The sequence below is a fragment of the Streptomyces sp. NPDC006551 genome (assembly GCF_040611675.1).
In the GTDB taxonomy this organism is placed as follows: domain Bacteria; phylum Actinomycetota; class Actinomycetes; order Streptomycetales; family Streptomycetaceae; genus Streptomyces.
In genome coordinates, this window is sequence record NZ_JBEXOT010000015.1 from 111,391 (window position 1) to 135,774 (window position 24,384).

Annotated in this window: 18 protein-coding genes; 16 read left to right on the forward strand and 2 right to left on the reverse strand. The window is 73.7% G+C overall.

Features of this window, described 5'->3' with window-relative positions; translation table 11 throughout:
- Positions 1 to 76: 76 nt before the first annotated feature.
- The 5 genes from ABZY12_RS16765 to ABZY12_RS16785 all read left to right on the forward strand — a co-directional run bounded on the left by ABZY12_RS16765 (position 77) and on the right by ABZY12_RS16785 (position 8,330).
- A complete protein-coding gene (locus ABZY12_RS16765) occupies positions 77 to 1,639 on the forward strand; it encodes a CocE/NonD family hydrolase (protein ID WP_356890823.1) in 1,563 nt (520 codons plus the stop codon).
- Complete coding sequence (locus ABZY12_RS16770) at positions 1,636 to 3,009, forward strand: YcaO-like family protein (protein ID WP_356890825.1); 1,374 nt, start codon at positions 1,636 to 1,638, stop codon at positions 3,007 to 3,009. Before ABZY12_RS16765 ends, ABZY12_RS16770 begins: the two co-directional genes overlap by 4 nt.
- Positions 3,010 to 3,022: 13 nt before the next feature.
- Positions 3,023 to 4,591 carry a hypothetical protein gene (locus ABZY12_RS16775; protein WP_356890827.1) on the forward strand — a complete coding sequence of 523 codons (1,569 nt, stop codon included), beginning with the start codon at positions 3,023 to 3,025 and terminating at the stop codon, positions 4,589 to 4,591.
- Entirely contained in the window at positions 4,588 to 6,324 is a 1,737-nt protein-coding gene (locus ABZY12_RS16780; RefSeq protein WP_356890829.1) for an ATP-binding cassette domain-containing protein, read from the forward strand. Before ABZY12_RS16775 ends, ABZY12_RS16780 begins: the two co-directional genes overlap by 4 nt.
- Positions 6,325 to 6,668: 344 nt before the next feature.
- The gene (locus ABZY12_RS16785; RefSeq protein ID WP_356890831.1) at positions 6,669 to 8,330 is read left to right on the forward strand and encodes an ABC transporter ATP-binding protein; all 1,662 of its coding nucleotides are present in this window, start codon (positions 6,669 to 6,671) and stop codon (positions 8,328 to 8,330) included.
- Between the two features lie 619 nt (positions 8,331 to 8,949).
- Here ABZY12_RS16785 and ABZY12_RS16790 read toward each other — a convergent pair.
- The gene (locus ABZY12_RS16790) at positions 8,950 to 10,647 is read right to left on the reverse strand and encodes a PucR family transcriptional regulator ligand-binding domain-containing protein (RefSeq protein WP_356890833.1); all 1,698 of its coding nucleotides are present in this window, start codon (positions 10,645 to 10,647) and stop codon (positions 8,950 to 8,952) included.
- Between the two features lie 325 nt (positions 10,648 to 10,972).
- On the opposite strand from ABZY12_RS16790, the gene ABZY12_RS16795 reads away from it, so the two are divergent.
- From ABZY12_RS16795 to ABZY12_RS16825, 7 genes are all read left to right on the forward strand, one after another.
- The gene (locus ABZY12_RS16795) at positions 10,973 to 11,866 is read left to right on the forward strand and encodes a xanthine dehydrogenase family protein subunit M (RefSeq protein WP_356890835.1); all 894 of its coding nucleotides are present in this window, start codon (positions 10,973 to 10,975) and stop codon (positions 11,864 to 11,866) included.
- 2 nt (positions 11,867 to 11,868) lie between these two features.
- Positions 11,869 to 12,465: a (2Fe-2S)-binding protein gene (locus tag ABZY12_RS16800; RefSeq protein WP_356890837.1), complete on the forward strand. Its 597-nt coding sequence runs from the start codon at positions 11,869 to 11,871 to the stop codon at positions 12,463 to 12,465.
- Between the two features lie 2 nt (positions 12,466 to 12,467).
- A complete protein-coding gene (pucD, locus tag ABZY12_RS16805) occupies positions 12,468 to 14,873 on the forward strand; it encodes a xanthine dehydrogenase subunit D (RefSeq protein WP_356890839.1) in 2,406 nt (801 codons plus the stop codon).
- A gap of 288 nt (positions 14,874 to 15,161) precedes the next feature.
- Complete coding sequence (locus ABZY12_RS16810; protein ID WP_356890841.1) at positions 15,162 to 16,637, forward strand: NCS2 family permease; 1,476 nt, start codon at positions 15,162 to 15,164, stop codon at positions 16,635 to 16,637.
- 41 nt (positions 16,638 to 16,678) lie between these two features.
- Entirely contained in the window at positions 16,679 to 17,815 is a 1,137-nt protein-coding gene (locus ABZY12_RS16815; protein ID WP_356890843.1) for an XdhC/CoxI family protein, read from the forward strand.
- 64 nt (positions 17,816 to 17,879) lie between these two features.
- Positions 17,880 to 19,094: a GNAT family N-acetyltransferase gene (locus ABZY12_RS16820; RefSeq protein ID WP_356890845.1), complete on the forward strand. Its 1,215-nt coding sequence runs from the start codon at positions 17,880 to 17,882 to the stop codon at positions 19,092 to 19,094.
- A gap of 121 nt (positions 19,095 to 19,215) precedes the next feature.
- The gene (locus ABZY12_RS16825) at positions 19,216 to 20,241 is read left to right on the forward strand and encodes a hypothetical protein (protein ID WP_356890847.1); all 1,026 of its coding nucleotides are present in this window, start codon (positions 19,216 to 19,218) and stop codon (positions 20,239 to 20,241) included.
- Positions 20,242 to 20,313: 72 nt separating this feature from the next.
- Here the strand turns inward: ABZY12_RS16825 and ABZY12_RS16830 are convergent, their stop codons facing one another.
- Positions 20,314 to 20,916 carry a TetR/AcrR family transcriptional regulator gene (locus ABZY12_RS16830; protein ID WP_356890849.1) on the reverse strand — a complete coding sequence of 201 codons (603 nt, stop codon included), beginning with the start codon at positions 20,914 to 20,916 and terminating at the stop codon, positions 20,314 to 20,316.
- A gap of 116 nt (positions 20,917 to 21,032) precedes the next feature.
- Here ABZY12_RS16830 and ABZY12_RS16835 point away from each other — a divergent pair, with 116 nt between their 5' ends.
- The 4 genes from ABZY12_RS16835 to ABZY12_RS16850 all read left to right on the forward strand — a co-directional run bounded on the left by ABZY12_RS16835 (position 21,033) and on the right by ABZY12_RS16850 (position 24,334).
- Positions 21,033 to 22,178 (forward strand): acyl-CoA dehydrogenase family protein, encoded by a 1,146-nt coding sequence (locus tag ABZY12_RS16835; RefSeq protein ID WP_356890851.1) that lies wholly within the window; start codon positions 21,033 to 21,035, stop codon positions 22,176 to 22,178.
- A 58-nt stretch (positions 22,179 to 22,236) separates the two neighbouring features.
- Complete coding sequence (locus ABZY12_RS16840; protein WP_356890853.1) at positions 22,237 to 22,998, forward strand: SDR family NAD(P)-dependent oxidoreductase; 762 nt, start codon at positions 22,237 to 22,239, stop codon at positions 22,996 to 22,998.
- Positions 22,999 to 23,098: 100 nt separating this feature from the next.
- Entirely contained in the window at positions 23,099 to 23,830 is a 732-nt protein-coding gene (locus tag ABZY12_RS16845; RefSeq protein ID WP_356890855.1) for a TetR family transcriptional regulator, read from the forward strand.
- A gap of 120 nt (positions 23,831 to 23,950) precedes the next feature.
- Positions 23,951 to 24,334 (forward strand): zinc ribbon domain-containing protein, encoded by a 384-nt coding sequence (locus tag ABZY12_RS16850; RefSeq protein ID WP_356890857.1) that lies wholly within the window; start codon positions 23,951 to 23,953, stop codon positions 24,332 to 24,334.
- Positions 24,335 to 24,384 lie beyond the last annotated feature (50 nt).

Genomic DNA, 24,384 nt, shown 5'->3' on the forward strand with positions numbered 1-24,384 from the left:
GAGGACGGGCTTCGCGGGCTGCCGACGGCGGGCGGCCCGCCGCGCAGGAGCACGAGGCCCGGCGGGGCGACGACCGATGAAGACCCTGCGCGTCGGCGGTCTCGCCACCGAGCTCTGCCTCCCCGACGGCCCGGGGCCACACCCCGCGGTACTCATCCGGACGCCCTACGACCGGCGGCGCCACCGTGCGGAGCTGCGCGCGTGGGCGACCCGTGGCTTCGCGGCCGTCGCCCAGGACGTCCGCGGCCGGCACGCCTCGACCGGAACCTGGCACCCCTACCGCTCCGAGGCGGCGGACGGCGCTGCCGCCCTGGCCTGGATCCGCGCGCAGGAGTGGAGCGACGGCCGGGTGGTCGCCGTCGGCGCCTCCTACGCGGCCCACTGCGCGCTGGCCCCGCTCCTGGACTCCGACACCAGCCGCCTCACCGCGCCGGAGACGGCGGCCGCCATCACCCCGGCCGAGCACGCGGGCGGCGGCAGCGGCCGGGCCCGGGCCGAAGCCCCTCGCGGGCCCGATGCCGTGATCGTTGTCGTGCCCGCGCTCGGTGCGGGTGAGGTGGCGCGGGAGGAGACGGGGCCCGAGAGACTGCTCGGGAGAGCCGGGTGGTGGCTGGCGCACGGCGACCGGAGCGACTCCGACGAGGGCGCCCTGCGGCGGGCCCTCGCCGAGGCCCCCGGTCTTCTCGACCGGCTGCCCGTCGAGCGGCTGCTCGCGCTGCCCTCCTGGCCCGGTGTCTGGGCCGCACGCCGCGACCCGGACCGCGTGCGGCGGGCGGCCTCCGCCCGGGTGCCGCTCCTCGCCGTCGGCGGCAGCCGTGACCCGTTCGCCGCCGAGACGATCCACCTCTGGCGGTCGTGGGGCGGCCCCGCCCGGCTCGTCCTCGGGCCCTGGGGCCACGGGCTCACCGCCGAGCCCGCCCCCGAGGCGCGCCCCGAACACCGCCTCGACCTCGGCGACCTGTACGCACGCTGGGCCCGGGCCGCCCTCGCCGGCACCCTCACCGGCCGGCGCGGCGCGCTCGCGCTCGGAGGCAGCGCGCACTGGTGCGCGGCCCACGCCGAAAGCCCGCACCCCCTCCCGTACCGCTTCGGAGATCCCGCCGGGCTCCGGCTCGTGCAGGGCGCCGACTTCGTCGCCGATCCGCTGCGGCCCGTGCGCTCCGACCGGCTCGACATCGACGAGAACGCCGCTCCCCCCGACCGCTGCCTGCTCCTCTCCCCGCCGCTCCCGCGCCCCCTCGACCTCTTCGGGAACGCCGAGGCGCGGCTCGTCGCGGCCGCCCGGACGAGCAGCGCCGACTGGGCCGTCCGGCTCATAGCGCTGCGCCCCGACGGCCGGGCCGAACCCCTCGCCACCGGCATCGTGCGCACCGCACACGACTCCGCCGCACCAAGGGAGTCGACCGTGCCGCTCGGCTTCATCGGCCGACGGCTGCCCGCCGGAGTCCGGCTCCGCGTGGAGGTCGCCGGACACCACTTCCCGGCCCACGCCCGCAATCCGCACACCGGCGAGGACCCCGTGACCGCGACCCGGCTCCTGCCGTCGCGACGGACCGTCCGGATGACGGGCAGCGCCCTGCTGCTGCCCGTCGTCCACCGCCCCGCCCACATCGATCCCGTACAGGAGACCCTGCGTTGACCCTCACCGGCGTACCGTCCCTCGATGCGCTCGTGGACCCCGTCTGCGGGCTCATACGCGGTGTCGAACCCGTTCCGCACCCCTCCGGGGCCCCGCCCCGCTACACCGCCATGACCGCCGAGGTCTCCGACGCGCGGCGCTTCGGTGCCTGGCCCGCCGACCGCGTCTCGCTGGGCACCACCTTCGGCGACCCGCGCGGCGCACGACTCGCCGCCGTCGCCGAGGCCGTCGAACGCTACTGCGGCAACCGGATCCCGCCGGCCGGCCACCCGGACGCCCCGCGCCGGGCGACGGCCCGCGAACTCCACGCGGAGGGGCTGACGTCGTACGGCCCGGGAGCCGTCCCCTCGTACGCCTCATGGCAGTACGAACGGCCCGGATTCCCCTACCTGCCGCTCGGACCCGACACCCCGGCCCTGTGGGCCCGGGGGAGCGAGGACGGACGGGAGTGCTGGGTGCCCGTCTCCCTCAGCCACCTCAACTGGCGGCAGGGCGAGCTCCGTTCGCTCCCCAGGACCCACCATCTCAACTACGCGGGGATCGCCACCGGCCAGGGCTTCGACGACGCGGTCGAACGCGGACTCCTCGAAGTCGTCGAGCGCGACGCCCTGGAACTGTGGTGGCACCTCGACGGCCCCACCCGGGGCATCGACCCGCGCTCCGTGCCGGGCCTCGACCGGGACCTCGAAGGCTGCGGCCTCGACGTCCGGATCGTCGAGATGCCCTCGGAGTTCGCACCGTGCGTCGCCGCGTGGGTGTACGACCCCGAACGCGGCATCCACGCCGCCGGGTTCGCCTGCCGTTACGACCCGGCGGAGGCCGCGCGCAAGGCCGTTCTCGAGGCCGTCCACACATGGGTCTTCACACAGGGAGCCGTGGACGCGGACGGATGGGTCTTCCGGGCCATCGACGCCGGCATGCTCGCACGCGGCCTCTACCTCGACCACCGGGCCGACGGGCGGTATCTGGACTCCTGCGGCGAGGACTTCGGCGCCGTACGGGACCTGGGCGCACACGTGCAGGTCTGGCTGGATCCGCGTATGGCGCCGTACGCGCGCCGCTTCACCGAACCGGCCCTCGGCGTCGTTCCCGTCGACGCGATCGCACCCGGCAGCCGGGCCGCGCTCGACGCCCGCCTCGCGGCCGGCGGCCACCGCCTCGTCACCGTCGACCTCACGACCGAGGACATCGCCGAGACTCCGCTGCGGGTGGCCCGCGTCCTCGTCTCCGGACTCGTCCCCAACGCCCCCGCCGCCTTCGCCTACTTCGGCTGCGAGCGGTTCGGCCGGGCGGCCGTCGACCGGGGCTGGCGATCCGAGGCGCCGACGGGGCCGGGCGACTTCACGCTCGCACCGCCGCCGCACATGTGAGGGGAGGCGCCGGATGACTCGCATGGATGCGGCGTACGAGGAGAGGGGCGGCCCGGCCGTGGTCAGGGACGCCCTCGCGCTCGCCCGGTCGGCACGCGAGCCGGGGCCGGACTTTCCCGCGGGGCCCGCCGTCACGGCCTGGCCCGGGGAAGCGGTCCCGGTGCCGGCCGAACTGGACGCGCTGCTGCGGAAGTCGCTGGCCGGGGGCCGGCTGCGCCCGGCCGCCTCGGCGGGTGCGCTGCACCCGGTCAACACGCACCTGCTGGCCGGGCCGGGCAGCCCCCTGCCCACCGGCCGTTACGCCTACGATCCCGTCGCCCACCGGCTTCACCCCCGGGGGCGCGTGCCGGACGACGCTCCGCCCGGTCTTCTCGCCGTTCTGACGGTCACCGCCCGCCGTACGGTCTCCCACTACGGCCACCGGGCGTGGCCGCTGCTGCTCCTGGACACGGGCCACACCCTCGCGGCGCTGGCCCTGGCCGGCGCGGAGGCGATCTGCGTGGACGCGGACGGGATCCGTTTGGCCGCCGCGGCGGGGCTCACCCCGGAGCGCGGCGAGCCCGAGCACGCCGTCGCGGCGGTCTGGTGCGGCCCGGGCACCCGTCCCGCCCCCGACGCGCTCACCCGCTGGGCTTCGTACGGCCCGGGCACGGCCCCACTGGGCGGAGACCGGTCGGCACCGGCTGTGCTGCGGGCCGCTCGGGCAGTACTGGAAGAGGTCACGAGCGGTGCGCGGGAGGGGAGTTGGACTCCCTGCTCCGTCCCGAGGGCGGACCTGCTCGGCGCGCGGCGGCCGGTTCCTGGCCGGGGTCTGGGTTCGGGGGCGGGCCGTGCGGCCGGGCCTGTGCCGGAGCGGCGGCGTGGGGAGGCGGATGTGGTCGTGCGCCGTAGTGCGGCACCCGGTTTCACGGGCCCGCCCGACCCCGCCGTCCTCGCCCGCCTGCTCACCGCCGCCGAGCGGACCGCCGCGCAGCTCGCCGGGGCCGATGCCGTCCGCTGGTGCGTGGCCACCGGCGGGCCGGACGCCGCCGTTCTCGGCGGGAGCGGGGCGCCGGAGCCGCGCCCGATCGCGCTCGGCGACGCGCGCGCCACCCTCGCCCGATGGGCGGCCGGGCAGACCTGGCTCGCCGGGGCCGGGGCCGTACTCCTGGCCCATGGTTGTCCCGACGACGCCCCACCGGCCGAGGTCCGGCGGGCACACCTGTCTGCCGGGTACGCCGTGGCCATCGCTCAAGTACTGGCCGGCCGGGCCGGTTTGGAGTCCAGGCCGGTGGGGTCCTGGCAGGGCGCCGACCTGGGAGCCGCGCTCGGCGAGCCGCCCGGGCGGTACCCCGTCGTCCACGGGCTGGCCCTCGGGACCCACCCCGCCCCGGCCCCGGCGGTCCTGGCCCGGGCAACGGTCGCCGTGCCGGGGCCCGCCTCGGCCCCGGCCCCCGGCCGGGCTTCCGCGCGGGAGCCCGCCTCGGCCCCAGATGGGGCTCCTGCTCCGGTCCGGGCCCCGACCCCGGGCACTGCGGCCGCTCCCTCGCCGCCCCCGTGCCCCGCCACCCCCATCCCTGCCGAAGGAGACCCGCGGTCATGATGGTCCACCCGGAACTCGTCCGTGCCGCCCGGCCCGCGCGGAGGGTCCTCGGCGTGGCCACCGTGCTGCTCGTCGCCGTCGCCGTCACCCATCTCGTCCAGGCCGCCCTGCTCGCCCTCACTCTCGCGCGGATCGCCCGCGGCGACGGCGGAGGCATCGGGCTCCTCCTCGGCGGAGTGCTCGTCACCGTGGCCGTACGGGCCGACCTCACCCGTCACCAGCGCCGGATCGCCGTGCGCGCCGGGGCCGCCGTACGGACCCGGCTGCGTGACACGCTCCTCCAGCGGCTCGGTGAACTCGGCGCGCCGCGCGGGGCCGACGCCCGCGCCGGAGCCGTACGGGCCACGCTCGTCGACGGTGTCGAGGGCGTCGACGCCTACGTCTCCCGCTACCTCCCCCAACTCCTCGTCACCGTCGCCCTGCCCCCTCTCCTCCTCGTCGTCGTCGCGCTCGTCGAGCCGTACGCGCTGTTCGCCCTCGCCCCGGCCCTCGTCCTCGCGCTCTTCGCGCCCCGTTGGTGGGACCGGCTGCTCGCGCGGCGCGGGGAGGAGCACTGGGGCGCGTACGAGGCCCTGTCCGCCGACTACTTGGAGGCGCTCCAGGGCATGCCCGCCCTGCGGGCCGCCGGAGCCGTCGCCCGTACCCGCGAGCGGCTGGCGGCGCGCTCCGCCGCGCTGCACCGGGCGACCGTGGCGAAACTGCGCGTCTCGCTCGTCGACACCGGGCTGACCGATCTCGCCGTGCAGGGTGGCACGGTGGCGGCGGCGCTCGTCGCGTGCGCCTCGGCCGTCTCGGGGCGGACGACGGCGACGGGTACGTACCTGGTGCTGATGCTCGCCTCCGAGTGCTTCCGGCCCGTGCGCGACCTGTCCCGCGAGTGGCACTCCGGCTACCTCGGCATCTCCGCAGCCGACGGCATCGCCACGCTGCGGACCGCGACCGGCGCCGTGCCGGACACGGGGACCGCCGTCACGGCCTGGGACACGGCGCCCGAGATCCGTTTCGAGAACGTCCGGCACACCCACCCCGGCGCCGCCGAACCCGCCCTGCGCGGCGTCACGTTCACCGCCGAGGCCGGCCGGACGACCGCCATCGTCGGCCCCTCCGGCGCCGGGAAGTCCACACTGCTCGGCCTGCTCCTGCGAGAGGGCGGCGACCCGGACGGCGGGCGGATCACGATCGGGGGCGCCGACCACACCTCGTACACCCTCGCCTCGCTGCGGCGGGGGATCGCGGTCGTCTCCCAGGAGACGTACCTCTTCCACGCCTCCGTCGCCGACAACCTCCGCCTCGCCCGGCCCGACGCCACCGACGGCGAGCTGAGAGCGGCGGCGCGGGCGGCCGGGATCCACGAGGAGGTCCTGGCGCTGCGGGACGGCTATGACACGGTCGTCGGCGAACGCGGCGCGACGCTCTCCGGCGGGCAGCGCCAGCGGCTGGCCCTGGCCCGCGCGCTGCTCGCGGACGCGCCGGTCCTCGTCCTCGACGAGGCGACCAGCGCGGTCGACGAACGCCGCGAGGCCCACATCGGGCGCGCCCTGCGCACGGCCGCCCGGGGACGGACCTGCCTGGTCGTGGCCCACCGGCTGGCCTCGGTCCGCGACGCGGACCGGATCGTCGTGCTCGACGGCGGCCGTGTGGACGCGATCGGCACGGACGCGGGCCTGCGTGAACGGGACGGACTGTACGCGCGGCTGGTCGCCGCGGGAGCGACGAACGGAGCGGCGGCATGAGCGGTACGGAGACGGGCGCGGGTCCTGGCACGGAGACGGGTGCGGGTCCTGGCCCGGGTCCTGGTACGGAGACGGGTGCGGGTCCTGGCCCGGGTCCTGGCACGGAGAGGGGCGCGGGTCCTGGCTCCGGTCCTGGCACGGAGACGGGTGCGGGTCCTGGCCCGGGTCCTGGCACGGAGACGGGCGCGGGTCCTGGTACGGAGACGGGTGCGGGTCCTGGCCCGGGTCCTGGCACGGACGGCGGCGGCCTCCTGCCCGGCGCCTCGCCGGGGGCCGCCGCGTCCGCCGCCCCGGCCTCCGGGGCCCTGCGGGCGTTGCTGCCTGTGCTCGGGGCGCACCGGGCCATGACCGTACGGACGTTCGGCGCCGCGCTGGTCGACCAGGCCGCGCTCGTCGTGCTGGTCACGCTGGCCGCGCACACCGTCGGCGTCGCCGTGACCGAGCGCACCGCCCCCACCCCCGGCACGGTCCTCGTCCTCCTCGCACTCGTCGTCCTGCGGTCCCTTGCCACCTGGCGGGAGATGGACCTCTCGCACGACCTGGCCTACCGCGTCCTCGCCGAACTGCGGGTGCGCGTCTTCGACGGGCTCGCGCGCAGCGCGCCCGCGCGGATCGCGGGACGGCGGAGCGGGGACCTGGCGTCGGCGGCGCTCGGGGACGTGGAGGCGCTGGAGTTCTTCTACGCCCACGCCGTCGCCCAACTCCTCGCCTCGGGCGTGGTGTTCACCTCCGGCGCGGTCGCGCTCGGGATCGTCGACCCGTGGCTGCTCGGCGCGGTCCTGCCGACCGCCGGGCTGCTGGTGCTCGCGCCGCTGCTCGACGGGCGGGGAAGGGCGGTGCGCGGGGCCCGTAGCCGTGAGGCGGCGGCCGTCCTCTCGGCGGAGACCGTGGAGACCGTCGACGGGATGCGCGAACTCCTCGCCTTCGGGGCCCTCGAGCGCCGCCGCGCCCGGCTGCGGGGGTACGGGAGGGAGCTCGGGGACGCGCAGCGCGCCGAGCACAGCTGGGAGGCGGGGGCGGCGGCGGTACGCGACCTGCTGGTGGTCGGGGCGGTCGTCGGGGTCGTCGCGGCGGCGGCGCACACCGTGAGCGGGCCGTGGGCGCCGGCGGCGATGGCGCTGGCGCTCGGGTGTCTGGCGCCGGTCGCGGATTCCGCCGCCGCGTTGGGCCAGGCGGGTGGACTCCGCGCGGCGGCCGCCCGGGTCGGCGCGGCGATCGGCGCCCCGGCGGGCGCGCCGACGGCCGAGCGGCCGGTACCGCTGCCGGACGGGCCGCTGGGGGTGCGGCTGCGGGGGGTCCGCTTCGACTACGGCGGTACGGAGGTGCTCGCCGGGGTCGACCTGGTGGTGCGGCCGGGGGAGACGGTGGCGCTCGTCGGGGCGTCGGGGGCCGGGAAGTCGACGGTGGCGCATCTCCTGGCGCGGTTCTGGGACCCGGCGGAGGGGGCCGTGGAGCTGATGGACCGGTCGGGGGCGGCGGTCGACGTACGGGAGGTGTCCGAGGCGGACCTGAGGGGCGCCGTGGCGGTCGTCGGCCAGGACGCGCCGCTCTTCCACGGCACCCTGGCGGACAATCTGCGGCTCGCGGCGCCGGGGGCGTCGGACGAGCGGGTGCGGGAGGTGGCCGAGCTGTGCGGGATCGGCCACCTGGCGGCGGACCCGGCCGGCCTCGCGATCGGCGAACGCGGCGCGACGCTCTCGGGCGGCCAGCGGGCCCGGGTGGCCCTGGGGCGGGCGCTGCTCGCCTCGCCGCGGGTCCTGGTCCTCGACGAGACGACGGCGAACCTGGATGCGGCGGGTGAGGCGGACCTGGCGGCGGCGCTGACGGCGGCGGCGGCGGGGGCGGGGGACCGTACGACGGTGGTGATCGCCCACCGCCCCTCGACGATCCGCCGCGCGGACCGGATCGCGGTCCTGGCGGACGGGCAGGTGGCGGAGACGGGCACGTGGGAGCAGCTGACGGCGCGGGGCGGGCTGTTCGGGGCGCTCCTGACGCGTACGCCGTGACGCCCGGGGCGGGGCGGATTCCCCCCACCCCGCCCCTCCCCGACGCTGACGAGACCACCGGGGCAACGCCCTGCGGCCTGACGGCCGCCCTCCCGGCGCCCGCGCCGCCCTACCGACCGGCCCCGGGCCGTGCGCACGGGGGCCGTGCCCGGCCAGGGGCTCCGCCTGCGGGGCCCGGCCTCCGGCCGTGGCCGTGGACCCCCACTTGGCGGCCGAGGACGTGCCCCCGTCCGGCGGCCTACGGCCGCCGCCCCCCGGTCTGGCGGCTCAGCGTCGAGCTCTGGGGCCCGGGGCCCTGGCCCGTGGCCCTCACGTCGCCGCCACGCGGCCGGGGGACGACCTTGCCCGAACGGCCCGCTTTCGGCCCGGGGGCCCAGGCCCCAGCGTCGACCTGGGGCCTGGGCCCCTGCCCGTAACCCGCACATCGCCGCCTGGCGGCGATGCTTCGGGCTCCGCCCCCGGCATCAGGCCCAGGGCCGCCCCCTGGCCCCTCTCCGGCCCCCACGAGGCCCCCTCCCTGACGCCCCCCACGACCCCCTCGGCGAGTGAGCCGCCGAGCACGGTCGACCGTCGACGCACGCACCAAGCGCCCCGGAGGCGAACCGAGCCCCCTAAAAAATCAGCTCATGCGCAGGGCGAGGAAGAAGTCGAGCTTGTCCTCCAGGCGCGACAGGTCCCTGCCCGTCAGTTGCTCGATCCTGCCCACTCGGTAGCGCAGGGTGTTCACATGCAGGTGCAGGCGGGTCGCGCAGCGGGTCCAGGAGCCGTCGCAGTCGAGGAAGGCCTCCAGGGTGGGGATGAGTTCGGCGCGGTGGCGGCGGTCGTAGTCGCGCAGCGGGTCCAGGAGGCGGGCGGTGAAGGCGCGGCGGACGTCGTCCGGGACGAACGGGAGCAGCAGGACGTGGGAGGCCAGTTCGTGGTGGCCGGCGGCGCAGACGCGGCCCGGGCGGGCGGCGGCGACGCGGCGGGCGTGGCGGGCCTCCTCCAGGGCGCCGCGCAGGCCCTCGGCGGAGTGGACGGCCGCGCTGACGCCGAGGGTGAGGCGGCCGTCGTCGGCGAGACCGGACGACAGGGGATCGCGTACGGCGGCCAGGAGCGCGTCGGCGTGGAGGCCGATGCCCGGGGTCTGGCCTTCGTCCTCGCTGTCGGGGAGGGGGCCGGCGGGCAGCGGGACGAGGGCGATGGCCTCGTCCCCGTGGTGGGCGACGGCGATCCGGTCGGCGGAGTCGGCGCCGATGGTGGCGGGGTCGACGAGGATCTCCTCGAGGAGCGCCTGGGCGACCGGTCCGGTGTCGACGGGCGTGCCGGTGCCGCCCTCCTGGTCCCATTCGACGCGTGCGACGACGACCTGCCAGTGCGGCGCGCTGCCGAGGCCGGGCAGCAGGACGGGGGCGGCCACGCGCAGGCGGGCCGCGATCTCGGCGGGGGCGGCGCCCGTCTGGACGAGTTCGAGGACTTCCTGGGCGAGCCGGCGCCGTACGGTGCGGGCGGCGTCGCGCCGGTCGCGTTCGACGGCGATCAGCTGGGTGACGCCCTGGAGGAGGTCGAGCCGGGCGGCCGGCCAGTCGCCGGCGTCGGCCTCGACGGCGAGCAGCCAGTCGGACAGCACGGTCTCGCGTACGTCCCGCGAGGCCGACGGGGCGCCGCGTCCGGTGTTGCGGATCGGGAAGAGGGAGTAGGTGGTTCCGCCGAGGGGGAACCGGTGCGGGCCGCGCCGTCCGGTGCGGGTGGCGGCCAGGTGCTCTCCGGCGAGCGTGGCGGCGAGCCCGGCCTCCAGGGGTTCGCCGGCGCCCGCGATCTGGCGGCCGGTGGGGGAGAGGACCCAGGCACGAAGGTCCAGGTCGGAGCCGAGGAGGTCGAGGACGACCTCGGGTCCGCCGCCGGCGGGGCCGGAGGTCATCAGGCGTCGGTGGCGGTCGACGACGGCCGCCAGGTCGCCCGCCCGCTCGCCGGAGACCTGTCGAACGACATGCTCGGTGATCGTCGCGAACGCAACGGATTCATTCACCGCGAACAGAGGCAGCCGGTGGCGCAAACACGCCTGCACGAGGTCGTCCGGAATGTCGCCGAGTTCGGCTTCGCCGGCCGCCAGCGCCGCCACTCCGGCGGAGGCGAGGATCCGGACGAAGGGTTCGGCGTCCTCCGGCTCCCGGAGCCAGGCGAGGCCGGTGAGAACCAGTTCGCCACCGGACAGATACCTGCTGGGGTCCTTGAGGTCCGTCGTCATCACGCCGCGGACCGTGCGGTCCAGCTCTTCGTCGCCACCGAGCAGGCGCAGCCCCAGCGCGTCGGTTTCCAGCAGTGCGCGCAGCCGCATCTCGTCTCCGCCGTTCCTTTTCGTCCGTCGCGCTCGTCCGTCGCGAAAACTGTCCCGTTGTCGTCGGTGGCGTGGTGCCACCGTTTCCAGGGGAAAACGGCGAGGTTACCGAGCCCCGCCTTTCGTTCGAATCTACAAGACGAACAAGGTCACCAGCCAACTCCTTCATGGTTTCGGTGACTGCACCCCGGCCTGCCGGGCTTGTGTACTAGGCCACACATCGCGTGAACAGCACATGAACAAGAAATCGAAGTCGAGGGCCGGCCGTCCCCCCGGGCCCGTGCGACGGACCCCCGATCACCGGAATGACTAGAAGAGAGCCACCATGGACTTCCTTCGCCCCGCCAGCTGGGAGGAGGCGCTCGCCGCCAAGGCCGAGCACCCCACGGCCGTGCCCATCGCAGGTGGTACCGACGTCATGGTCGAGATCAACTTCGACCACCGGCGTCCCGAGTACCTCCTGGACCTGAACCGTATCGAGCTGCTGCGCGAGTGGGAGGTCGGCGAGGAGAACGTCCGCCTCGGTGCCTCCGTCCCGTACACCCAGATCATGGAGCACCTGCGGGCCGAGCTTCCCGGCCTGGCGCTCGCCTCGCACACGGTCGCCTCGCCGCAGATCCGCAACCGCGGCGGCGTCGGCGGCAACCTGGGCACCGCGTCGCCGGCCGGTGACGCGCACCCCGCGCTGCTCGCGGCGGGTGCCGAGGTCGAGGTCGAGTCGCAGGCCCGCGGCAGCCGCCTGATCCCGATCGACGAGTTCTACACGGGAGTGAAGCGCAACGCGCTGGAGCCCGACGAGCTCATCAAGACCGTCCACATCAAGAAGGCGGACGGGCCCCAGCAGTACTCCAAGGTCGGTACGCGCAACGCGATGGTCATCGCGGTCTGCGCCTTCGGCCTGGCGCTGCACCCGGAGACCCGGACGGTGCGCACCGGCATCGGTTCGGCCGCGCCGACCCCGATCCGTGCCAAGGAGGCCGAGGCCTTCCTGAACGCGGCTCTGGAGGAGGGCGGCTTCTGGGACAGCGGCAAGATCATCACGCCGTCGGTCGCCAAGCAGTTCGCCGACCTGTGCTCGGGTGCCGCCAACCCGATCGACGACGTCCGAGGCACCGCCAAGTACCGCCGTCACGCCGTCGGCATCATGGCTCGCCGCCAGCTCGGCTGGACCTGGGAGCAGTACCGCGGCACCGGCCGCACGCTTGAGGGAGCTGCATAACCATGCGCGTCAATTTCACGGTCAACGGTCGTCCGCAGGAAGCCGACGACGTCTGGGAGGGCGAGTCCCTCCTCTACGTTCTGCGTGAGCGGATGGGTCTGCCCGGCTCCAAGAACGCCTGCGAGCAGGGCGAGTGCGGTTCCTGCACGGTCCGCCTCGACGGTGTGCCGGTCTGTTCGTGTCTGGTCGCCGCCGGGCAGGTCGAGGGCCGCGATGTCGTCACCGTCGAGGGCCTGGCCGAATTCGCCAAGCAGCGTGAGGAGCACGGCGGTTGCGCGAGCGGCGCCTGCGGCACCACGCTCGACGAGGCCAAGAGGTGGGAAGCCAAGCCGGGTCAGGACTCCCAGACCGGTGAGGGTGTCGAACTGAGCCCGATCCAGCAGGCGTTCATCGACGCCGGCGCCGTCCAGTGCGGCTTCTGCACCCCGGGTCTGCTGATCGCCGCCGACGAGCTCCTGGAGCGGCAGAGCGACCCGTCCGACCAGGACATCCGCGAGGCCCTCTCCGGCAACCTCTGCCGTTGCACGGGTTACGAGAAGATCCTCGACGCGGTCCGCCTGGCGGCGGCCCGCCAGGAACGTCAGGGAGAGGCGGTCTGACCATGGCTCAGAACACCCGCGTCGTTCCGGCCGGTACGCCGACGAACGTCACGCAGAACCACACCAAGGGCGGCATCGGCGAGTCCACGCTCCGCCCGGACGGCACCCTGAAGGTCACGGGCGAGTTCGCGTACTCCTCGGACATGTGGCACGAGGACATGCTGTGGGGCCAGACCCTGCGCTCCACCGTCGCGCACGCCGAGATCGTCTCCATCGACGTCTCCGAGGCCCTCGCGATGGGCGGCGTGTACGCCGTCCTGACGTACGACGACCTGCCGGCCGAGATGAAGAACTACGGTCTGGAGATCCAGGACACCCCCGTCCTGGCCCACGGCCGGGTAAGGCACCACGGTGAGCCGGTGGCCCTGATCGCCGCCGACCACCCGGAGACCGCCCGACGCGCGGCCGCCAAGGTCAAGATCGAGTACCGGGAGCTGCCCGTCGTCACCGACGAGGCCTCCGCGCTCGCCCCGGACGCGCCGCTGATCCACGAGGGCCGCGACGACCACCACGCCGGTCACGTCCCGCACCCGAACATCGTGCACCGCCAGCCGATCATCCGCGGCAACGTGGAGGAGGCCCGCAAGAAGGCCGACGTGATCGTCGAGGGCGAGTACACCTTCGGCATGCAGGACCAGGCGTTCCTCGGTCCGGAGTCCGGCCTCGCCGTGCCCGCCGAGGACGGCGGTGTCGACCTGTACGTCGCCACCCAGTGGCTGCACTCGGACCTCAAGCAGATCGCCCCCGTCCTCGGTCTCCCCGAGGAGAAGGTGCGCATGACGCTCTCCGGCGTCGGCGGTGCCTTCGGCGGTCGTGAGGACATCTCGATGCAGATCCACGCCTGCCTCCTGGCGCTGCGCACCGGCAAGCCGGTCAAGATCGTCTACAACCGGTTCGAGTCCTTCTTCGGGCACGTGCACCGCCACCCGGCGAAGCTCTGGTACGAGCACGGCGCCACCAAGGACGGCAAGATCACGCACATGAAGTGCCGGATCGTGCTCGACGGCGGTGCCTACGCCTCGGCCTCCCCGGCCGTCGTCGGCAACGCCTCGTCCCTCTCGGTCGGCCCGTACGTCGTCGACGACGTCGACATCGAGGCGATCGCCCTCTACACCAACAACCCGCCCTGCGGCGCGATGCGCGGCTTCGGCGCCGTCCAGGCGTGCTTCGCGTACGAGGCGCAGATGGACAAGCTCGCGGCGAAGCTGGGCATGGACCCGGTGGAGTTCCGCCAGCTCAACGCCATGGAGCAGGGCACGATCATGCCGACCGGCCAGGTCGTGGACTCGCCGGCCCCGGTCGCCGAGCTGCTGCGCCGGGTCAAGGCCCGTCCGATGCCGCCGGAGCGCCAGTGGGAGAGCGCGGGCGAGGGCGCGGACGTCCGCGCCCTGCCCGGTGGCCTCTCCAACACCACGCACGGCGAGGGTGTCGTCCGCGGTGTCGGCTACGCCGTCGGCATCAAGAACGTCGGCTTCTCCGAGGGCTTCGACGACTACTCCACCGCCCGCGTGGTGCTGCAGGTCATCAACGGCGAGCCCGTCGCGATGGTCCACACGGCCATGGCGGAGGTCGGCCAGGGCGGTGTCACCGTGCACGCCCAGATCGCCCGCACGGAGCTGGGCGTCGCGCAGGTGACCATCCACCCGGCCGACACGCAGGTCGGTTCCGCCGGTTCGACGTCCGCCTCCCGGCAGACGTACATGACCGGTGGCGCGGTGAAGAACACCTGTGAGGCCGTCCGCGAGAAGGTCCTGGAGATCGGCCGGCGCAAGAACGGCTCGTACCACCCCGCCTGGGCGACCGCCGAGCTGCTCCTGGAGGCCGGCAAGGTCGTCACCGACGGCGGCGAGGTCCTCGCGGACATCGCCGACATCCTGGAGGGCGAGGAGCCGATCGACATCGAGCTCGAGTTCCGCCACCGTCCCACCCAGGCGTTCGACCTGAAGACCGGCCAGGGCGACGGCCACGTCCAGTACACCTTCGCCGCGCACCGCGCGGTGGTGGAGGTGGACACCGAGCTCGGCCTGGTGAAGGTCATCGAGCTCGCCACCGCCCAGGACGTCGGCAAGGCGCTCAACATGCTCTCCGTCGTCGGCCAGATCCAGGGTGGTACCACCCAGGGCCTGGGCGTCGCGGTGATGGAAGAGATCATCGTGGACCCGAAGACCGCGAAGGTGAAGAACCCCTCCTTCACGGACTACCTGATCCCGACGATCCTCGACACGCCGACCATCCCGGTCGACGTCCTCGAACTGGCCGACCCCAACGCGCCGTACGGCCTGCGGGGACTCGGCGAGGCCCCGACCCTGTCGTCGACCCCGGCCGTCCTCGCGGCGATCCGGAACGCGACGGGTCTGGAGCTGAACAAGACGCCGGTCCGCCCCGAGGCGCTCACCGGCACCCTGTAGGACTCTCCGGGCGGTGTGTGCCTCCCAGGAACGTCACACTTCCCCCGCGCTCACCGCCCGGAGCCGCAGTAAGAGCGACACGGCATCACCCGGCAGTATCCCCGCATCACCCAGCAGTACCGAACACCACCCAGCAGTACCGAGCACCACCGGATCGACCTGATCCACCACAGTTCGTCTCGGGCCGTCCCCCGGGTCGTGCAGCCAACGCAGCATCCCAAATCCCGCAGCGTGTCTGACCTTCCAAGTCTTATGCGGGTGCCCCTTTGAACCTTGGGAGTAGGCCCCATGACCCAGTCGTCAGTGGAGCCCAAGACCGCTTCGGAGGACGCGGGCTCCGGCTCGAACGTCCCCGCCGGCAGGTCTTGGCTCGACCGGTACTTTCACATCTCGGAGAGAGGATCCACCGTCGCGACGGAGATCCGCGGCGGCGTCACCACCTTCATGGCGATGGCGTACATTCTCCTGCTCAACCCTCTGATCCTCGGCGGCAAGGATGTGGACGGCAACGTCCTCAGCCAGCCCGCCCTCATCACGGCGACCGCTCTGGCCGCCGCTGTGACCACTCTCCTGATGGGCTTCTGGGGCAAGGTCCCGCTCGCCCTGGCGGCCGGCCTCAGCGTCTCCGGCGTGTTGTCCTCGCAGGTCATCTCGGTCATGACCTGGCCGCAGGCGATGGCCATGTGTGTGGCCTACGGCGTGATCATCTGTCTTCTGGTGGTCACCGGCCTCCGAGAGATGATCATGAACGCGATTCCGCTGGCGATCAAGCACGCGATCACCATCGGCATCGGCCTCTTCATCGCGATCATCGGCTTCGTCAAGGCCGGCTTCGTCCACGAGAACCCCTCTCCCGGCGGTGGCCCGGTCACCCTCGGCCCCCTCGGTGAACTCCAGGGCTGGCCCGTCCTGATCTTCGCGGTCACCCTGCTGCTGATCTTCGCCCTCCAGGCGCGCCACATCCCCGGCGCCATCCTGATCGGCATCGTCGTCGGCACGGTCGTCGCCATGATCGTCAACGCGATCGCCGACATCCCCGCCAAGGGCGCGGGCGCCTGGTTCTCCGGCGCGCCGGAGCTCAACGGCAGCGCCGTCTCCGCACCGGACTTCTCGCTCATCGGCGAAGTGTCCTTCAGCGGCTGGGGCGACGTCGGCTACATCACGATCACCATGATCGTCTTCACCCTGGTGCTCGCGGGCTTCTTCGACGCCATGGCGACCATCATCGGTGTCGGCTCCGAGGCCAACCTCGCCGACGACAAGGGCCGGATGCCGGGCCTGTCCAAGGCCCTGTTCATCGACGGCGCCGGCGGCGTCATCGGCGGCGGCGCCGGCGGCTCCGGCCAGACCGTCTTCGTGGAGTCCGCCACGGGCGTCGGCGAGGGAGCCCGTACGGGCCTGTCCTCCGTCGTCACCGGCGCGTTCTTCGCCGCCTGTCTCTTCTTCACCCCGCTCACCGCGATCGTGCCCGCCGAGGTCGCCTCCGCGGCCCTGGTCGTCATCGGCGCGATGATGATGCAGAACGCCAAGCACGTCGACTGGAGCGACCGCTCGGTCGCAATCCCGGTGTTCCTCACCGTGGTCCTGATGCCGTTCACGTACACCATCACCACCGGTGTCGCGGCCGGTGTCATCTCCTACGCCGTCATCAAGGTGGCGCAGGGCAAGGCACGCGAGGTGGGCGCCTTCATGTGGGGCCTGACCGCGATCTTCGTCGTGTACTTCGCGATCCATCCGATCGAGAGCTGGCTGGGCGTCAGCTGACGCCCGTACCGCCGCCCTCCACACATATCGAGGAGTTCGAGATGCTGGACATCGCCGAAGAGCTGCACCGGTGGGTGGAGCAGGGACGCGAGTTCGCCGTCGCCACCGTGGTGGCGGTCGGCGGCAGCGCGCCCCGGCAGCCCGGCGCCGCACTCGCCGTCGACAGCGACGGCACGGCGATCGGCTCGGTGTCCGGCGGATGTGTGGAGGGCGCGGTCTACGACCTGTGCCAACAAGCCCTCGAAGACGGCAGGACCGTCGTCGAGCGCTTCGGATACAGCGACGAGGACGCCTTCGCCGTGGGCCTGACCTGCGGCGGAGTCATCGACATCCTCGTCACCCCGGTACGTGGCGGGGTCTTCCCCGCCGCCCTCCAGGCCGCCGCCTCGGCGGAGGCGGCGGCCCTGGCCCGGATCGTCGACGGCCCCGCCGACCTGATGGGCCGGGCGCTCCTCGTCCGTCCCGACGGATCGTACGAAGGCGGCCTCGGCGGCCACCCGGAGCTGGACCGCACCGCCGCGGGCGAGGCCCGCGCGATGCTGGACGCCGGCCGGACCGGCACCGTCGGGATCGGCGCGGACGGCAGCCGCTGCGGGCAGCCGCTCACCCTCCTGGTCGAGTCGTCCGTCCCGGCCCCCCGCATGATCGTCTTCGGTGCCATCGACTTCGCCTCCGCGCTGGTGAGGGTCGGCAAGTTCCTCGGCTACCACGTCACCGTGTGCGACGCGCGCCCCGTCTTCGCCACCCCTGCCCGCTTCCCCGAGGCCGACGAGATCGTCGTCGAGTGGCCCCACCGCTATCTGGCGTCGACGGAGGTCGACGGCCGTACGGCGCTGTGCGTCCTCACCCATGACGCCAAGTTCGACGTCCCGCTGCTCGAAGCGGCCCTGAGGCTCCCGGTCGCCTACATCGGCGCGATGGGCTCCCGCCGCACCCACGAGGACCGCAACAAGCGCCTGCGCGAGGTCGGCGTCAGCGAACTCGAACTCGCCCGGCTGAGGTCGCCGATCGGCCTCGACCTCGGCGCCCGGACCCCGGAGGAGACGGCCCTCTCCATCGCGGCCGAGATCGTCGCCCACCGCCGCGGCGGCAGCGGCGCCTCCCTCACGGGCGCGCACACGCCCATCCACCACGACGGCCCCCGCGAAGCCGACGGACGGATAGGTTCCGTCGCGTAGCCGCAGAGGAGCGGTCGGACGCCCGGCGAGGGGCCTTCCGGGCCCGCCGGTTAAGGTCCGGATCATGGAGATTCGTGACGTACCCGAAGCCCATCTCGACCGCGCCCTCGACCTCGTCCACCTCGTCTTCCACGAACGCCCCGACGAGGAGAAGCGCGCCCACCAGCGCGCCCTCATGCTGCCCTGCGAACGCGTCGGGGCGTACGACGGCGAGACCCTGGTCGGTTTCGTCGCCGCCCACCGCTTCACGCTCTCCGTGCCCGGCGGCGATCTGCCCTGCCCCGGCCTGACGTTCGTCTCCGTCGCCCCCACCCACCGCCGCCGCGGCGTGCTCTCGGGGATGCTCACCGAGCTCTACCGGCGGTGCGCCGAGCGCCAGGTGCCGATCGCCGCGCTGTGGGCGTCCGAGGACGCCATCTACGGCCGGTTCGGCTTCGGCCCGGCCACCCGGGGAGCGCTCGTCGAGATCGACTCCCGGCGCCCCCTCGCCCTGCGCGTCGACCCCGACGAGCGCCCGCCGCGGCTGATCGACCCGGCCGACGCGCCCGCCGTCGTCGGCCCGTACTACGAAGCCACGCGGGCCCACCGCGCGGGGCGGATCGCCCGTGACGAGGAGCGCTGGAGCGGGGAGTGGCTGGTCGACGAGGACGAGGACGACGACGAGCTCTCCCCGCCCCGGATCGTCGCGCTCGGCGACCCCCTCGCCGGATACGCCGTCTACCGCACCAAGGGCGCGAACGACGACACCCACACGCCCGGCCTGGTCCGCGTCGACGAACTGGAGGCCGACACCCCGGCCGTCGCCGCCGCGCTCTGGCGCTACCTCGCCTCCATCGACCTCACCGGCACCGTACGCGCCTGGGGCCGGCCGCTCGACGACCCGCTGCTGCACTTCGCGGGCGACCGCGACCAGGTACGGGTGACGGGCCAGTTCCCCGCCCTGTGGGTGCGGCTCGTCGACGTCCGCGCGGCGCTGACCGCCCGGAGCTGGGCGGCCCCGGCGGACCTCGTCGTCGAGGTGCACGACAGCCGGATCCCCGCCAACTCCGGCCGCTTCCGGCTCACGGCGGAGCCCGGAGGGGTGAGTTACGAGCCGACCGGCGACCCGGTCGACCTCGCCTTCGACGTACGGGACCTCGGCGCCTGCTACCTCGGCGGGACGCGGGCCACGGAACTGGTCGCCGCGGGCCTGGTCGAGGAGCACACCCCGGGCGCGGCGGCGACGCTCGACGCGGCGCTGCGGACCGACCGACTCCCGCACACGGACGACGAGTTCTAGCACCCGATGGCCTCGTGACCGGCGAGCGGTTCCGCCCCGCCACGCGTGCGGAGCACGCGACGGCTACAGTCCCCTGGTCCTTCATCGTGAACGATCGACGAACCCTCGGAGAAAGCCCCGCATGCGTCTCAGAAGCCGACTCGCCGCCCGCCTCGGCGGCATGTTCGCCGCGTCCGTTCTCGCCCTCACCGGCCTCATGGGCACCGCCACGCCCGCGCAGGCGGCCCTGACGGAGCCGTTCGACTACCAGGTGACTCCCAAGGCCGGCCCGTACCGGGACATCCCCGGTACGGAGGTGACGTTCACGGCGGCGGCCGGGGAGCGGTCCTACCTGTGGTCCCGCAACGTCGTCCTCTCGAACGTCACGGAGCTCGGCGAGGACGACTGGCTCGGCACCACCCTCTCCATCCGCTGCGCGTACGCCGGCGGCACCCCGGAGACCGCCCCGCTGCCCGCCGGTGTGGAGGCCGGCGCGTACTGGGCGGCCAACTACCTGCCGACCGAGACCTCGCAGTCGCCGATCGTGCGGTGGGTGTTCATCGCGCCCGAGCAGGGCACGTACACCTGCCGTCTGTCGGTCACCAGCTACTCCAGCATCGTCGCGGACGGCAGCCGCCAGGTGACCATGCGGATCGGCGCCGGCGCGGAGCTCGCCCGGGCCGGCTACCCGTACGCGGCACGCTGGACGCTCCTTCAGGAGAGCGAGCGGGTGGTGGGGGCGGGCAGCACCGTGACGACCCTCGGTTACACGGTCACGCCGACCGGCGCCGACCGGATAGCCGTCGTCCAGGACGCCGCCCTGACCACCTGCAAGGCCAACTCTCCCTACGAGAGCTGCTCGGGCGGCACGACCGCGTACGACGGCACCCACCTCCAGACCTGGATCGAGGCCCAGCCGCAGAACCCGGACGGCACCCGGTGCGGCGCCCCGAAGACGAGTACGGCCGCCACCTGGCGCATCTCGAACGCCAGGCACCACCAGGCGGCGGTCAACACGCTCTACCTCACCACCGCCGACCTCGGCGGCTGCTCCCAGCTCCGGGTGTCCCTGAAGGTCAAGCACACGTGGGGCAACCCGGTGCTGATCCACGCGGGCCACGTCGCCGGCCACATCGCCCGCACGCACGGCCTGGCCTTCACGTACTGACAGTGAGCCGCTGGGCGCCCTCGAACCCAGTCCACAGGTAGGGAATCGATGACGAAGTGAGCGGCGCGCCGTTCACTTCGTCAGGCCCTTCAACAGCAGCTCCGCGAGCTGTTCGTACGCCTCCGCGTCGGCGAGCCCCGTCGCCGACGCCACCTGGCGCTGCTGGATGCGGACCATCACGGAGGCGATGACATCGGCGGCGAAGGTCACATGGACCTCGCGGAAGACGCCCGCGCGCACGCCCTCTTCGATCAGCTGCTGCACCCGCCCCGCCGCCGCGCGCGTGTTGCGTTCGTACACCTCCGCAGCCGGCTCGAAGGCCGCCACGTCGTCGAAGAACTGCGGCGAGACCGGCGCCAGTTCGGCCGCGACGCCCCGCAGATAGGCGGCCAGCCGCTCGGCCGGCTCGGTCTCGGCGGCCAGCACCGACTCCACCCGGGTCGTCGCCCGCCGGAAGAAATGGACCACCGCCGCCCGGACGAGCTGCTCCTTGCTGCCCGCCAGGCCGTAGAGGGTGCGCTTCGAACAGCGCAGCCGCGCGGCGAGATCGTCCAGGGTCAGCTGTGCGAAGCCCTCGCCGACCAGGAGGGCCACCAGCTCCTCGAACAGGGCGGACCGGCGGGCCGCACCGCGGCCCGTCAGCTTGGGTGCGTCGGCGGCTGAGGTCTCGATCACCCGAACAGTATGCCGGGCGACCCGTTCGGGGGGTTACGGGAAAACTCTTCTGCGCTACGCTAACCGGTACTGCCGTACCGGCCGCAGTACCGCTTCTGAGTGTCACTGGAGTCGCCATGGATGTCGACCGCCTGCTTCCCACCCCCGAGGCAGCGGACCTCATCGCCCTCACGCGGGAGATCGCCGACAAGGAACTCTCTCCCCGCGTGGACGAGCACGAGGCCGCCGAGACGTACCCGGAGGGCCTGTTCGCCACCCTCGGCGAGGCCGGGCTGCTCGGCCTCGCGTACCCCGAGGAGTTCGGCGGCGGAGGTCAGCCGTACGAGGTCTACCTCCAGGTCCTGGAGGAGCTGGCGGCCCGCTGGGCGGCCGTCGCCGTCGCCACCAGCGTCCACACGCTCGCCTGCCACCCGCTGCACTCCTTCGGCACCCCGGAGCAGAAGGAGCGCTGGCTGCCCGCGATGCTCGAAGGCGAGCTCGTCGGCGGCTACAGCCTCTCCGAGCCCCAGGCCGGCTCCGACGCCGCCGCCCTGTCCTGCAAGGCGGAGCGCACGGAGGCGGGGGACGCGTACCGGATCACCGGCAACAAAGCGTGGATCACCCACGGCGGCAAGGCAGGCTTCTACGCCCTCTTCGCCCGCACCGCCCCCGGCGGCCACGGCATCTCCTGCTTCCTCGCCCCCGGCGCCGTCGACGGCCTCAGCTTCGGCAAGCCGGAGCGCAAGATGGGCCTCCAGGCCGTGCCCACCACCTCCGCCCACTGGGACGGCGCCCTCATCGACGCCGACCGCCGCATCGGTGAGGAGGGGCAGGGCCTCCAGATCGCCTTCAGCGCGCTCGACTGCGGCCGCCTCGGCATCGCGGCCTGCGCCACCGGCCTCGCCCAGGCCGCCCTCGACGCCGCCGTCGAGTACGCCAACGAGCGCACCACCTTCGGCCGGAAGATCGTCGACCACCAGGGGCTCGGCTTCCTCCTGGCGGACATGGCCGCCGCCGTCGACTCCGCCCGCGCCACCTATCTGGACGCCGCCCGCCGCCGCGACCTCGGCCGCCCGTTCAGCCGCCAGGCCAGCGCGGCGAAGCTGGTCGCGACCGACGCCGCCATGAAGGTGACGACGGACGCCGTGCAGGTGCTCGGCGGGTACGGATACACCCGCGACTTCCCGGTCGAGCGCTACATGCGCGAGGCCAAGATCATGCAGATCTTCGAAGGCACGAACCAGATCCAGCGGCTCGTCATCAGCCGCTCCCTCGCCCGCTGACCACCGCCCCGCACGCCGCCGCCCTCTGCTGTCGGACCTCTTCCCGCAAGGAGCATCAATGGACATCGCCGGATCCGCCGCGCTCGTCACCGGCGCGGCCTCGGGCCTCGGCGCCGCCACCGCCGCCGCACTCGCCGCGCGCGGTGCGACCGTCTACGGCCTCGACCTGGACAAGGCCGTCGCGGGGGCCGGTCCCCGGCCCGACGGCGTCACCCTGCTCGCCGCCGACGTCACCGAGGAGGGCCCGGTCCGCGAGGCCCTCGCCCGGATCGAGGCCGACGGCGCCGAGCTGCGGCTCGCCGTCAACTGCGCGGGCATCGCCCCCTCGGCCCGCATCCTGGGCCGCAAGGGACCGCACGACCTCGACCTGTTCCGTACGGTCCTCAACGTCAACCTGCTGGGCACGTTCAATGTGATGCGCCTGGCCGCCGAGGTCATCGCCCGGCAGGAGGCCGACGAGCACGGCCAGCGCGGCCTGGTGGTCAACACCGCCTCCATCGCCGCCTTCGAGGGCCAGGTCGGCCAGATCGCCTACGCCGCCTCCAAGGCCGGCGTCGCCGGCATGACCGTCACCGCCGCCCGTGATCTCGCGCAGTTCGGCATCCGGGTCGTCACCATCGCGCCCGGCATCGTCGACACCCCGATGATGGCCGGATTCAGCGAGGAGATCCGGGCCGGACTCGGCGCGAGCGTCACCTTCCCGCAGCGGCTCGCCCGGCCCGAGGAGTACGCCCGGCTCGTCACCATGATCACCGAGCACGACTACCTCAACGGCGAGACGATCCGGATGGACGGCGCCCTGCGGATGGCCGCCCGCTGAACCGCGTCCGCCCGTCTCGCTTCTTCTCGTAGCACTTGGTGCCGCCTCGCGGTGGCACCAAGTGCCGCGCATGGGTTCCCGGGGTGTTAGGTTCGGGCCCATGGGAACGGGAACAGCGCCGACGAACTCCGCGAAGCCCGGGATGCGGGACTCCCTCATCGCCGCGGCCTTCCAGCTCTTTCTGGAGCGGGGGTACGAACAGACCACCGTCGACGACATCGTCCGGACCGCCGGGGTCGGCCGCCGGTCCTTCTTCCGCTACTTCCCCTCCAAGGAGGACGTGGTCTTCCCCGACCACGAGCAGTGCCTCGCCGACATGACCGCTTTCCTCGCCGCGAGCGGGGACGGCGACGACCCGCTGGTCCGGGTCTGCGACGCGGCCCGGCTCGTCATGCGGATGTACGCCGAGAACCCCACCTTCTCCGTGCAGCGCTACCGCCTCACCCGCGAGGTGACGGGCCTGCGCACGTACGAACTCTCCGTCGTCTGGCGGTACGAGAAGACCCTCGGCGACTATCTGCGCACCCGCTTCGCCGACCGGCGCGACGGCACTCTGCGCGCCAATGTCATCGCCGCCGCAGTGGTCGCCGCCCACAACCACGCCCTGCGGCACTGGCTGCGCTCGGGCGGTGAGGGCGACCCGCTGGCCGAGGTCGACCGGGCCCTGGAGTTCGTCCGCGACACCTGGAGCCCGCAGGGCACCCCCGGCGGCCCGGGCACCCCGGGCGCTCCCGCGGAGGAGGCCGAGGACGTCGTGGTCGTGATCACCAAGCGCTCCACGCCGATGTGGCGGGTGGTGCGTGAGGTGGAGTCGAGCATCGGAGAGGGCTGAGGCCCTCTCAGGGTTCTCAGTATCTCGAATTAAGGGAACTCAGGTCTTTATTATCTGGCACTCAGTGCCATATCTTTGCACCATGCACGGTCGAGCCGCCGAGTGCGAGGAGAAGGCATCGTGTTCCACACGGGACTGAGGAGCGGGAGCGCCGTCCGGACCGAGGAATCGGGCGCCGGCGCCGAGCTCTACTTCCAGCGCTGCCGCTGGTGCCACACCACCACCTTCCAGCGTCTGCTCTGTCCGACCTGCGGGTCGACCGACCTGGCGCCCGAACGCAGCGAGGGCGAAGGGGTGATCACGGTGCGCCGCGGGTTCACCGCCGCCCACGCCGACCTCTGGCCGGTCCATATGGCCGAGGGCTTCGTCGTCCGCTGCCGGGTCGACGGCCCGCTGCACGCGGTGCGCCCCGGCGTGCGGGTCAAGCTCTCCTCCGGCGGGACGGTGCCGGGTCAGCCGGTCGTCCGCCTCTGCGAAGAGGTCCCTCTCGACGGCTGGATCTGAACGGTCCGAGCGGACGGCAAAGGGCCGGTCGGGTGGCACTGAGTGCCACC